Raw genomic sequence first — 12520 nt, 5'->3', positions numbered from 1 at the left:
AAAATTATGTCACAGGCCGTAATTACAAAAGCATTTGTGGAATGGAAAGCGCAGCAGGCTGTAGATAACAAGCCTGTCACGCTGGATGAATTTATTTTCGCCTTTATCCCTGATCTGGATATCGAAAAACCGATTGATGACACCGAAACCACGCCACCCGCGGATAAGATTGTCCACCGCCAGGCGGTCAGTAAATCCGGCGTGATTAACCGTGATTCCGTTGTCTATTCCGTGACGCTGGGCGCTGATGTCGGGGATTTTGACTTCAACTGGATCGGGCTTGCAAATAAAGCGACCGGCACGCTGGCAATGATTATCCACGCACCAACGCAACGAAAAATCAAAAATGCCAGCGGCCAGCAAGGCAACGTCCTGGTGCGTTCCATGCTGATGGAGTACAGCGGCGCAGAAGCGGCAACCAACATCACCACGCCAGCAGAGACCTGGCAGATTGATTTTACGGCCCGCCTGGCCTCAATGGATGAGCGCCAGCGTCTGGAGAATATTGATCTGTATGGTGCAGCCGCGTTTTTTGATACCGGCTACCTGGTTGGTAAAAACAACACCCAGTATTTTGTGACGAAAGGTGCGGGCTACGTTGCCGGGTTACGCACTGAGCTACTCGCAAACCAGAACATTGCTGTATCAACGAAGCCGGTAAAAGTCTGGCTGGATGTTTCATGGACTGGAACGTTAACAAGTGTATGGACAGTCAAGAGCAAAATCACTGTGGCCGCGAACCTTTCCAATTATGTGGAAGGTGGAGTCCAGCATTATGTGTTTGCGCTGGCGAGCATTGACGCTAATGGCAATATTACCGATCTGCGTCCTGCCGGTGGATTGGCCGACCAGGCATTAAAAGCACATGAAAAATCACGCAATCACCCTGACGCTACCACCACCGAAAAAGGGTTCACAAAGCTAAGTAGCGCGGTAGATAGCGCTTCCGAATCTCTTGCAGCAACGCCAAAAGCAGTTAAAGCGGTCAACGATGATTTGAAAGCTGTTAAAGAAAGCCTCGGTTCCTCTGCATCTCGCGATGTTACTGCCAGCAGATACGATGCAACGTCGGGGCGGGTTTTGCAGGTAGGTGACTATGGCTGGGGCGTAGGCAACGGTACAACGATGTCGCTTACCAGCATTTATGATATTAAGTGCAGCGGTGTTTATAATGCGCTGGGAAAAGGGGCTGCTAATCCGGCAGAAGGAATGCCTGATGATTCAGGTAATACACGGTATGCGGTTTTTGCCGCTAATGTATATGCAAATCAGTACTGGATTACGCTTGTAAGCAACAGGGAATATTATGTAGGTAATGTAAACACAGCTAACAAAACGGCAGCATGGTTTAGATTTTATAATACAGGATATAAACCCTCTGCCGGGGATGTAGGGGCGGTTGCCAAAACGGGCGACACGATGACGGGCAGGCTAACCGTGAACTTTGATGGTGAGGCTATCAGGATACAACCAAAAACTGCGGGTTATGCTAGTTATATAATTTCCGTTGATTCGGGTAATGTAAATCACTGGTATATAGGTGCAGGCTCTACAAATAATGCTGATGTCGTTTTCAATAATTACAAGGCCGGAAATAACAGTATTAATCTGAAGAGCGACGGCACAATAAACATCACCGCCACAAACGGGAAAAATGTCAATATTTCAGGTCAGGTCATTCCGTCAAATTACGCAAATTTCGATGGCCGCTATTACACCCAAGCGCAGAGTGACGCACGCTTCCAGCCTAAGGGAAGTTACACACCAGCAGGGCAGGCTTACACCAAAGCTGAAAGTGATGCCCGTTATCAGGCCAAGGGGAGCTATATAACTGGTATTCGTTTTGGGGCATCGGCTGAATATCAGGAGCGAGGAAACAGTGAACGCATGACCGGTGGTGCGATGACGTCTTTTGCTGACCGGGGGAGTTCTAATTACTGGATCCGTCTTCGTCCGCTTCAATACCAGATTAATGGCGGTTCCTGGGTTACTGCGGCCTACACATAAGGATAATTCACATGATGTTAATGAAAAATTTTACTACTACAACAAAACAGATTGATGATATTCCGGTCATGGTCTTTACCGATGAGGACGGTAACGACTGGTATAAATCACAGGGTAAATTTTCGTCTACCAGTCTGAAATTCATGTTTGACGAAAAAGGGAATATTGTTGCCGCATCATGGGACGTTTCCATGCTGGCACCGGAAAATTTATCTGTGGCCGAAGTTCGGAAAGCCAGTGTACCGGAAGCATTTTTTGAACCCGGCACGCGCTGGATGTTTGATGGTAAAAAAATCGTTCCTTTTGTTTATAGCCAGGAAGAATTACAGCTACAGGCTGAGGAAAATCGTGATCGGCTGCTGCGTGAAGCCAGGGAGCATATTATTGTTCCTCAGACTAAATTACTGACTGGACGCACGCTGACGGATGAGCAATTAAATACGCTAAATAGCTGGCTGGATTATATCGACGCACTGGAAAGTCTGGATACCACGGTATTACCCGTTAACTGGCCGGAGGTGCCGCAATAATGTGGCAGGAATCGGTTATTAAGATTGCCGATGATATGGCGTCGTTGAGTTGCTCAATCATTCCGGCGCATCCGTGGGTCTATGGGCTGGGTCAGTCTGCCGATTCTGGCGGATACCTCAGCCCAGCCAACGCGCTTCGATATCTTGCGGGCAGGCTGACATCCAGTAGTGGAAGCGGAGACGTGATCATCATGATGGTTGCAGAAAATACCCACGCCGCGTTTATGAAATCCCTGAACAATCTTGCGACGGTATTTCCGGCCCCCGTATTTACACAGGTTGGACGCATGGCCGCCGCTGCTGCGGAACTGGCTACGGTTAAAATGCAGTTACCTTCAAAAGCCAGTTTGCTACCGGCTGCGGCCCCGTTGTCCGTATCGACTAATCGTTTAGCCGTCAATGCCCAGCGGATTGCCGCCGCGCAGCTTGCAGCCGCCTTGCCAACCAGTGTTACAGAGCTACAAAACCAGATTTCCGGTTTTGTTCGTGACCGGGCAAGCCTGCTGGAATCGGTCAGCGAGTCACTTGAAGACCTGAAAGGGGCCAGCGCTGAGATCTTGTCTTTCTCTTACAGCGGCCCCCATCGCGGTGCCGCCGTGGAGCTACTTAAAGACATCCCGCGCACTACCGCTGTACATACAGCGGCAATGTTATTTATCGGCGATTCACTTACAGACTTAGGAAAAATGATCCATGAGCCAGACCGCGCTACTGGCGCTTAACGGCGAAGGGATTACCATGCAAAACATGCTGGTTTCACCTTCGATGCAATTTCAGGAAAAAGACCAGTCCGGGCAGACATCGAGCACGACCAATTCCGAACAGGGCATCAAAGCCAAAGAATTGCGCGTGTCGGGTCTGGTGACATTTGACGATGAAGCGGTTTTGCAGCGTCTTTTCCAGTTGGCATCTGCTACCGAGGCCAGCGGAGCCTTGAAAACGTATCGCGTAGCCAACGCAACGGCGACCGCAATCAACTTCCGCGAAGCCACATTCACCGGTCAGATTGATGCCGTTCCCCAGGAGGACCGCCTCGCCTGGCAGGTTAGTTTTACGCTGCGCGAAAAAAACAGCGTGCCGGAAAAGCGTCAGGCCAGAAAGGGAAATGCAACCACCAGCACTAAACAAACCGGTACAGCGGGCAAAGGTGGCGCTACTGCGGCCGACGAACCAGCGGACAAAATGAGTTGGTTTGAAGAAAAGGTCCTGAAACCTGTTAACGATGCGCTGGGGTAAATCATGAAACCAATCAAACGCCTTTTTCTTTCCAGCGACCCGATCCACATGGTGGATTGTAATATCGTGCTGGAATTGAACGCATGCGGGCGCGGCTTCATTACGGCCAGCACTGAAACGGATTACACCGGCAAAGTGGTTCGGGTCGATGTGGGTTATGACGGTCTGGTCCTTCGCTGGTTCACCGGGTACGTTGAGCGCTCGCAGCCTGCCGATAATGGCACATGCCGTTTGTTCGTCCGTGAGCTTGTCGGCGTGTTCGATAAGCTGTGGCCGTGTTCGTTCCAGCATCCCACATTGCGTCAGATCACGGACTGGATGACCGAACAAAGCGGATTAACTATCGCGCCGCCTGCCGGTGCGGCCTATGCTGATAAGCCGATCCCCCACTTCACCCACAGCGGCACCGGTTACCAGCTACTGGCAAGCCTGGGCCGCGCATTCTCAATAACAGATTATGTCTGGTATCAGTTGCCGGACGGGGCTGTCTTTACGGGCGCTGCGGAGCATAGCCTTTTTGCCGGAAAGCCAGTGGAGATCCCGCATGAATTTAGCCAGGCATCCGCAGCCGGTAATTCAATGGTTGTGCCAATGATCCAGAGCCTGCGCCCCGGAGTTGAGGTTAACGGCCAGCGACTAAGCCAGGTTCAGCTTAATAACGACGATATGACTATCACATGGTTGCCCCGGAATAAGGTAACCGGGAAGCCTTTGCAGAAATCACCGATTCAGCGCCAGATAGAAAGCGTGTACCCAGAGCTGGCTTCGGGGCTGCATTTGCCAAAACTCGCCAGGGTTGAAGCCCCAAGCGAGGATGTATCTGGGGGAAACATCGCAGACCCATTTCGCCCGCGCTACGCTGTGGATCTGCAACTACTGGATGAGAACGGTAACGCGGCGGCAAATACGCCGGTTTACTCTGCTGTACCGTTGCCGGTTCCAATGGCCGGTAGTGAATCGGGAATGTTTCAGTTTCCACCCCCTGGCACGCTGGTTGAAGTTGGTTTTGTGGAGGGGCGACAGGATAAACCGTTTATTCGCCAGATCATGCCGCAGGGGCATAGCCTGCCAGCGGTGAAGCCTGGCGAACAATTACAGCAACAGCGCGATGGCGTATCACAGCGCGTGACTGTGGCCGGTGACTGGGTGCGCCAGACTGACCAGACAATTAGCGAAACATCCATGACGCGGGAAGTGACCGCAGATGATGAAAAGCGAAAACTGGTTGCCCGTGAAACGACAGTCCAGGCAACGGATAAAACAACCGTGTTGGGGACGGCAACACTTCTGGCCGGTGCGGTTGTGCATGTAAGCGAGGGAGATTACAGCATCGGCACGTCCGGCAACCTGACGGTAACCTGCAGCAAGGACAATTCTGTCAGTGTTGGCCAGAACGTAAAACGCGACGTCGGCGGCAGGCTGGAAGACAATATCAAAGGTAATGTTGATCTCACCGTGGCCGGAGCGCTAACAGAGAAAATTAACGGCATACGTAAAAGTGTTGCCGCCGCGCAGGAGTTAGTCGGAGCATCCGTTAAGCTGGGCAGTGAGGAAATAAACGTCCTGACGTTGCTGACCGACACGCTGGACGTAGTGCGCGAACTGGCGCAGATATGCGCCAGCCACACACACCCCAACACCGGGACCAGCGGGCAGGCATCACAGTTCACCGGAACTGCTGAAAAAACAAACGTTTTAAAAGCAAAATACAGCCCACTGATTGCCTGACAAAAAGCAGTCGAAAACCATCACGTCACCAGACGCCACAGAACGCCCCACAGCAAGCGCAGAAACATAAGGCCGACACCGTTCGGCCTTTTTTGCGTTCGTTGAATCACGCCCCAGAGACGCAGCGACAGAATGCAGACGGAAGCCGATCCGAGACGGAAACGGCGCTACACCGCACCCGCCTGCGGTATTTGGATCGTAAAAATTTTGCAAAAGAATTTTTGCGCAAAGCAACCCGCCAGCCCGCGCCGCCGCTGGGCTTCTGCGGTCTGCTGGCGTTTGCACACCGCGCAAGGATTTGCAGCACTTTGCAAAAGTTGCCGCACCGATATCACCTAACCGATTGGTTAACATGATGTTTTTAAAAGGATCGTTTTACTTTCCGCCACGATCAAATATGAGCGCCAGCGTTCAGGAGAATTTTTTCAGGATGGCCTCGAAGCCTTGAGGCGCAAGGCTTTGGGAGAATCTAGGCCCCGCTTTCATTTTGCAAAACGTTACGCAATTTTGAGAAAAGGATCTGCGATGGTTGCCGGGTGTGCGTCTCTCAAAACGGGGGGCATGTGCTGGCCTTTCCGTCGCTTCGCTTGATCGGTGGCGACGATCAATTACAGATAATTGATCTATGAAAGCGATTGGACGAACAACACCACAGGCAATAGGGTTACCGTAAAAATAACGACGGGCCAACATCATGAAAGTATTGGGTTTGAAATTTTGCCAGGACTGCAAGGTCCGGCGTTCACTTCTGGAAAGGTTATTCCCGCTGGATGACGAACGGTGCGACAAATGCCACTATGGGTTTATCAGGTCAGTACGAGAGCGCAGGGAATAAGAGATACCCACAAAGACCAGCCAACAGGCTGGTTTTTTTGTATCAAAAGAAAGGCCCGCACTGGGCGGGCCTACTCTTTGTTATGTGGACACTTTTTACGAAGTGTGGACGCTATGTGGACACTGATTTTAAAAATCCCTTTCAATCAGCAATTTAAAAGCTTGACCTTCCCCTTGATGGAAGGTTTAACCTTGATAACAGTTAGCGAAAAGCAGAGTGAAGGTCAACAATTGACCAGAACATTATACGGGAGTTTTGTTATGTCTCACACTATCGACCTGACACTGGACGGCCTCTCCTGCGGCCACTGTGTCAAACGCGTTAAAGAAAGCCTGGAACAGCGTCCTGACGTTGAAAGCGCTGACGTGACTATCGATCATGCCGCCGTGATCGGCAGCGCCAGCGCGGATGCGCTGATCGATACCATCAAGCAGGCCGGGTACGGGGCGGAGTTAAGCCACCCAAAGGCTAAACCGCTGGCAGAGTCATCATCCCCGTCGGAAGCACTGACAGCGGCCACTCCTGAGCTTCCGGTAGCGGATGATATTGATGACAGCCAACAGCTGCTGATCAACGGCATGAGCTGCGCCAGCTGCGTCTCCCGGGTACAAAATGCATTGCAGGCCGTACCGGGCGTCGCACAGGCACGGGTAAACCTCGCGGAGCGCACTGCGCTGGTGATGGGCAGCGCCTCCGCCGCAGATTTAGTCCAGGCCGTAGAGAAAGCGGGCTACGGCGCGGAAGCGATTGAAGATGACATCAAACGCCGCGAGCGCCAGCAGGAAACGGCTGTCGCCACCATGAAACGCTTCCGCTGGCAGGCCATCGTTGCGCTGCTGGTGGGTATCCCGGTGATGGTGTGGGGCATGATCGGTGACAACATGATGGTCACCGACGACAACCGCACGCTGTGGCTGGGGATTGGTGCGATCACGCTCGCCGTGATGGTCTTTGCAGGCGGACATTTCTATACCAGCGCCTGGAAGAGCCTGAAAAACCGCACCGCGACGATGGATACGCTGGTAGCGCTCGGGACCGGCGCAGCGTGGCTCTATTCCATGAGCGTGAACGTCTGGCCGCAGTGGTTCCCGATGGAAGCGCGGCATCTCTATTATGAAGCGAGCGCGATGATTATCGGCCTGATTAACTTAGGCCACATGCTCGAAGCCCGCGCCCGTCAGCGCTCCTCGAAGGCGCTGGAAAGATTGCTTGATTTAACCCCGCCGACGGCACGCGTGGTGACCGACGAGGGTGAAAAAAGCGTCCCGCTGGCTGACGTGCAGCCCGGCATGACGCTGCGCCTGACGACGGGCGATCGCGTTCCGGTTGACGGCGCAATTCTCCAGGGCGAAGCCTGGTTCGATGAAGCCATGCTGACCGGGGAACCGATCCCGCAGCAAAAATCCCAGGACGATAACGTGCACGCAGGCACGGTCGTTCAGGACGGCAGCGTGCTGTTCCGCGCCAGCGCGGTCGGCAGCCACACCACGCTGTCGCGTATTATCCGCATGGTGCGCCAGGCACAGAGCAGTAAGCCCGAAATCGGCAAACTTGCCGATAAAATCTCCGCCGTTTTTGTTCCGGTGGTGGTCTGTATTGCCCTGCTGAGCGCGGCAATCTGGTATTTCTTTGGGCCAGCACCGCAAATCGTCTATACCCTGGTGATTGCCACCACGGTGCTGATCATCGCCTGTCCGTGTGCCCTTGGCCTGGCGACGCCGATGTCGATCATCTCCGGTGTCGGACGTGCCGCCGAGTTTGGCGTGCTGGTGCGTGATGCCGATGCCCTGCAGCGTGCAAGCACCCTGGACACGCTGGTCTTTGACAAAACCGGTACGCTGACCGAAGGGAAACCGCAGGTCGTGGCGGTGCATACTCTTGGCTTCTCAGAGGCTGACGCGCTGCGTCTCGCCGCCGCGCTGGAGCAAGGGTCCAGCCACCCGCTGGCCCGCGCCATTCTCGATAAAGCCAGTGACGCTACCCTGCCGCAGGTCAGTAACTTCCGCACCCTGCGCGGACTCGGGGTGAGCGGCGAAGCCGACGGCCACACGCTGCTGCTGGGGAATCAGGCGCTGCTCAATGAAAACGGAATTGATACTTCATCGCTGGAAGGCGAACTGATTGCTCAGGCATCACAGGGCGCAACGCCCGTACTGCTCGCTGTAGACGGTAAAGCCGTCGCCATGTTATCGGTGCGCGATCCCCTGCGCCAGGACAGCGTGGATGCATTAAAACGTCTGCACCGTGCGGGCTATCGTCTGGTGATGCTGACCGGGGATAACCCAACAACGGCCAACGCTATCGCCAAAGAGGCGGGTATTGATGACGTCATTGCGGGCGTACTGCCGGATGGCAAAGCGGATGCCATCAAGAACCTGCAAAGTCAGGGCCGTCAGGTGGCCATGATCGGTGACGGTATTAACGACGCACCGGCGCTGGCGCAGGCAGAAGTGGGTATTGCCATGGGCGGCGGGAGCGATGTCGCGATTGAAACGGCGGCCATTACCCTGATGCGTCACAGCCTGATGGGCGTTGCGGATGCGCTGGCGATTTCGAAAGCCACGTTGCGCAACATGAAGCAGAACCTGCTCGGGGCATTTATTTATAACGTCTTCGGCATTCCGATTGCCGCCGGGATTTTATGGCCGCTGACGGGCGCGCTGCTAAACCCGGTGGTTGCCGGGGCGGCAATGGCGCTCTCCTCCATTACCGTGGTGAGCAACGCCAACCGTCTCCTGCGGTTTAAACCGAAAGATTGAACCTTGTTCTCGTACGCGCTAGCATGATCCTTTCGGTCATGGAGCGCGTATGAGTCTGTTTAATCGTATAAAAGCATCGTTTCGCGCCCTCTTTCCACGACGTTATGCCTGGCCCGGTATGGATATCTCACTTCCGGGCGGGCAACACCTGCACCTTGTAGGAAGCATCCATATGGGCACGCAGGATATGTCCCCGCTGCCCGCTGGCCTGATAAAACTGCTGAAGAATGCCGACGCGCTGGTCGTCGAGGCGGATATTTCGGGCCATGAATCCCCCTTTGCGGGTCTGGAGAGCGATCGTCCTCTTGCGGAGCGTCTCAGCGAAGCCCAGCTTACCGAACTGACGCGGCTCGCGGATGAAACCGGTGTATCGCTCGCCATGCTAGACACCCTTCCGCTCTGGCAAATTGCCATGGTGTTGCAGGCGACGCAGGCACAGCGTCTGGGCTTGCGCGGTGATTACGGCATTGATTATCAGCTGCTGAATACGGCAAGAGCGCGCAATCTCCCGATCATCGAACTGGAAGGCACGGACAGCCAGATCGGTCTGCTGCGGCAGCTTCCCGATGACGGCCTGATGCTACTGGATGACACCCTGACCCACTGGCACACCAATGCCCGTCTGCTGCAAACCATGATTGGCTGGTGGCTGGATACTCCGCCGACGGACAGTAAGCTTGTGCTGCCGTCTACGTTCAGTGAATCGCTGTATGATGTGCTGATGAACGCGCGCAATCAGGCGTGGCGAGAAACGCTGCATGCCCTGCCTGCCGGGCGGTATGTCGTCGCGGTCGGCGCGCTGCATTTGTATGGGGAAGGGAATCTGCCGTCGCTGCTGAAATAAAAAAATGGCCAATATTTCTATTGGCCCGTCAAAGAGGAATTTCATCGTTTTTATTATACCGAAGGAGACCTTCGGCTGAGCCGATTGTCGCTCAAAGTGACCATCACTGCCAATACTATTGCGCAAGATGGTGCTATTTTTTAGACAAACGTCAGGCGTATGCTGTTGGTATAAAATGTCTGTCGTAAGAAGGATAGCTATGACTCCCGCCGTTAAATTACTCGAAAAAAACAAAATCTCTTTCCGGATCCATACTTACGATCACGATCCGAATGAAACCAATTTTGGTGATGAAGTGGTGCGCAAGCTGGGGCTGAACGCTGACCAGGTCTATAAAACGCTGCTGGTCGCGGTGAACGGTGATATGAAACATCTCGCCGTGGCGGTAACGCCCGTCGCCGGGCAGCTGGATCTGAAAAAGGTCGCCAAAGCGCTGGGGGCAAAAAAGGTCGATATGGCGGATCCGATGGTTGCGCAACGCACTACCGGATATCTGGTGGGCGGGATCAGCCCGCTCGGGCAGAAAAAACGGCTGCCGACGCTGATCGATGCACCTTCGCAGGAATTTGAGACGATCTATATTTCGGGCGGCAAGCGCGGGCTGGATATCGAACTGGCCGCGGGCGATCTGGCGAAAATGCTGGACGCGAAGTTTGCGGATATTGCGCGCCGGGAGTAAAAAAAAGCCGGGTGGCGGCTACGCCTTACCCGGCCTACATTTTGCACCCGTAGGCCCGGTAAGCGCAGCGCCACCGGGCAACACAACGGGACTACTGCCAGCTCACCTCACCTTTCGGCTCATACGCATTCACGTCAATCGGTGAATTCTGCTCGATGAACTGCTTCAGCACTTCCGCGTCGATAAAGCCGGTATTCACATAGCCCGGTTTATTATCAATATGCGGATAGCCGTCGCCACCCGTGGCGTTAAAGCTTAACGTTGCCAGACGGTACGTTTTGGCCGGGTCAACCGGTTCGCCCTTGATCTTCAGATCGTTAAGCTTGCCGTCTTTCGCGACGAAACTCACGTTAGCAAACTGCGGGTAGGCGCCCGAGTCCGGCTTCATCTGCGCCACGGCGGTGAGGTAGTCAACCACCTCTTTCCCGCTCATATCCGCATACACCACCACGTTGCCGAACGGCTGTACCTTCAGCACGTCTTTATAGGTGATGTTTCCACCTTCGATGGAATCACGAATGCCGCCGCCGCTCATTACGCCAAAGTCAGCGCCAGTGCGCGCTATTTGCGCCGCCAGCACCAGATGGCCCATGTTGGTCTGCACGAAGCGGACTTTGCTGCGGTCCCCTTCCAGGCGGCCATTGAGCGTACCAATTTTCACGTCCAGCTGCGCCTTGCCTTTGTTCTGGAACGGCGTCAGCAGGGAGAGCATCTGCTGGTTCTCTGCAATCTCAGGCGTGTAAAGTACGCGCTCACTTTTCCCGTCCGGATAGGTCACCTTCTTCTTCAGGTTGACCGGAATGAGCTGATAGTGGACCAGCTTCATCTCGCCGTTACGGAACTCAAAATCTGCACGACCCACGTATTTCCCCCACTCGTGCGCCTGTACGATCCAGATACCGTTCTGACGGTCCGGCGCGCACGGCGTGCCCGGTACGTAGTCCACCTGCTTTTTATTCTCGGACGCCATACACACCGGATCCTGTGAGTGACCGCCCACAATCATTGCCAGAGAGCCCGCAGGCAGGCTGCGCGCCATCTCGACGTCGCCCGGCGCATTGGAGCCGTGCGCGCCGTTGTCGTAGTGCCCCATGTGGGTGGTGGCGATAATCACGTCCGGTTTTTCGTTCTGCTGCAATTCCTGAATCACCAGCTTCGCTTCGTCTGCCGGTTTACGGAATTCGATATCAGTGAAGAACTCAGGGTTACCAATTTTGGCCGTGTCGTCGGTAGTGAGGCCAATGACCGCAATTTTTAAGTCCTGACGCTTAAACAGCGCCCAGGGTTTAAACAGGCGTTCGCCGGTGCTTTTCTGGTAAATATTGGCAGAGAGGAACGGGAATTTAGACCACTTCTCCTGCTGGCGCAGCACGCTCAGCGGGTTATCGAATTCATGGTTACCCACGGCCATCGCGTCGTAGCCAATCAGATTCATGCCGCGAAAGTCAGGCTCGGCATCCTGTAAATCAGATTCCGGCACGCCGGTATTGATATCCCCGCCCGAGAGCAGCAGCACGCTACCGCCTTCTGCGGCGACCTCTTTGCGAATACCGTCAACCAGCGTTTTTTGCGCCGACAGGCCATATTCCCCGTATTCACTGCGCCAGAAATGACCGTGGTGATCGTTGGTATGCAAAATGGTAATTTTATAGGTTTTGTCTTTTTCATATGCCTGCGCGGGCAGGCTTGTCAGCCCCCAGGCCGCTATCAACGCCAGCGCGACGCCACGCTTCATTAACTTCATCATCTCTCTCCCTGACCAATAGACAAACGCAAAAATTACAGTGACTCACAAGAATAGACAAATAAGTTTTCAGAATTGCGACTTTCTTCAAATGTCACGGACGGGTATGTTAGTCGGATAATAATTACACCCTGCATTTCTCATAACAAATCGACGTG

Annotated in this window: 9 protein-coding genes; 8 read left to right on the top strand and 1 reads right to left on the bottom strand. The window is 54.1% G+C overall.

Features of this window, described 5'->3' with window-relative positions:
• Window positions 1-6: 6 nt before the first annotated feature.
• The 8 genes from ACOQH0_RS05385 to ybaK all read left to right on the top strand — a co-directional run bounded on the left by ACOQH0_RS05385 (window position 7) and on the right by ybaK (window position 10618).
• Window positions 7-2007, top strand: a complete 2001-nt coding sequence (locus ACOQH0_RS05385) for a phage tail protein (RefSeq protein WP_421511693.1) — start codon at window positions 7-9, stop codon at window positions 2005-2007.
• A gap of 11 nt (window positions 2008-2018) precedes the next feature.
• The gene (locus tag ACOQH0_RS05380; protein ID WP_421511692.1) at window positions 2019-2537 is read left to right on the top strand and encodes a tail fiber assembly protein; all 519 of its coding nucleotides are present in this window, start codon (window positions 2019-2021) and stop codon (window positions 2535-2537) included.
• Window positions 2537-3259, top strand: a complete 723-nt coding sequence (locus ACOQH0_RS05375) for a hypothetical protein (protein WP_421511691.1) — start codon at window positions 2537-2539, stop codon at window positions 3257-3259. Before ACOQH0_RS05380 ends, ACOQH0_RS05375 begins: the two co-directional genes overlap by 1 nt.
• The gene (locus ACOQH0_RS05370) at window positions 3231-3773 is read left to right on the top strand and encodes a hypothetical protein (protein ID WP_421511690.1); all 543 of its coding nucleotides are present in this window, start codon (window positions 3231-3233) and stop codon (window positions 3771-3773) included. Before ACOQH0_RS05375 ends, ACOQH0_RS05370 begins: the two co-directional genes overlap by 29 nt.
• Window positions 3774-3776: 3 nt before the next feature.
• On the top strand, window positions 3777-5501 hold the full coding sequence (locus tag ACOQH0_RS05365; RefSeq protein ID WP_421511689.1) for a hypothetical protein: 1725 nt from the start codon (window positions 3777-3779) through the stop codon (window positions 5499-5501).
• A gap of 1095 nt (window positions 5502-6596) precedes the next feature.
• A complete protein-coding gene (gene copA, locus ACOQH0_RS05360; RefSeq protein WP_316384002.1) occupies window positions 6597-9095 on the top strand; it encodes a copper-exporting P-type ATPase CopA in 2499 nt (832 codons plus the stop codon).
• 49 nt (window positions 9096-9144) lie between these two features.
• On the top strand, window positions 9145-9939 hold the full coding sequence (locus ACOQH0_RS05355; RefSeq protein ID WP_421511688.1) for a TraB/GumN family protein: 795 nt from the start codon (window positions 9145-9147) through the stop codon (window positions 9937-9939).
• A gap of 199 nt (window positions 9940-10138) precedes the next feature.
• A complete protein-coding gene (gene ybaK / locus ACOQH0_RS05350; protein ID WP_006809837.1) occupies window positions 10139-10618 on the top strand; it encodes a Cys-tRNA(Pro)/Cys-tRNA(Cys) deacylase YbaK in 480 nt (159 codons plus the stop codon).
• A 91-nt stretch (window positions 10619-10709) separates the two neighbouring features.
• Here the strand turns inward: ybaK and ushA are convergent, their stop codons facing one another.
• Window positions 10710-12362, bottom strand: coding sequence for a bifunctional UDP-sugar hydrolase/5'-nucleotidase UshA (gene ushA / locus ACOQH0_RS05345; protein ID WP_421512327.1), 1653 nt, complete (start codon window positions 12360-12362; stop codon window positions 10710-10712).
• Window positions 12363-12520 lie beyond the last annotated feature (158 nt).

The organism is Enterobacter sp. JS8-1, assembly GCF_049187015.1.
Classification (GTDB): domain Bacteria; phylum Pseudomonadota; class Gammaproteobacteria; order Enterobacterales; family Enterobacteriaceae; genus Enterobacter; species Enterobacter mori.
The sequence above is the reverse complement of the archived record's forward strand: the minus strand, read 5'-3'. Positions and strand labels throughout refer to the sequence as shown.

Coding starts and splice junctions, on each gene's coding strand:
- ACOQH0_RS05385 (WP_421511693.1), top strand. CDS start 7: ATGTCACAGGCCGTAATTACAAAAGCATTTGTGGAATGGAAAGCGCAG.
- ushA (WP_421512327.1), bottom strand. CDS start 12,362: ATGAAGTTAATGAAGCGTGGCGTCGCGCTGGCGTTGATAGCGGCCTGG.
- ACOQH0_RS05380 (WP_421511692.1), top strand. CDS start 2,019: ATGATGTTAATGAAAAATTTTACTACTACAACAAAACAGATTGATGAT.
- ACOQH0_RS05375 (WP_421511691.1), top strand. CDS start 2,537: ATGTGGCAGGAATCGGTTATTAAGATTGCCGATGATATGGCGTCGTTG.
- ACOQH0_RS05370 (WP_421511690.1), top strand. CDS start 3,231: ATGAGCCAGACCGCGCTACTGGCGCTTAACGGCGAAGGGATTACCATG.
- copA (WP_316384002.1), top strand. CDS start 6,597: ATGTCTCACACTATCGACCTGACACTGGACGGCCTCTCCTGCGGCCAC.
- ACOQH0_RS05355 (WP_421511688.1), top strand. CDS start 9,145: ATGAGTCTGTTTAATCGTATAAAAGCATCGTTTCGCGCCCTCTTTCCA.
- ybaK (WP_006809837.1), top strand. CDS start 10,139: ATGACTCCCGCCGTTAAATTACTCGAAAAAAACAAAATCTCTTTCCGG.
- ACOQH0_RS05365 (WP_421511689.1), top strand. CDS start 3,777: ATGAAACCAATCAAACGCCTTTTTCTTTCCAGCGACCCGATCCACATG.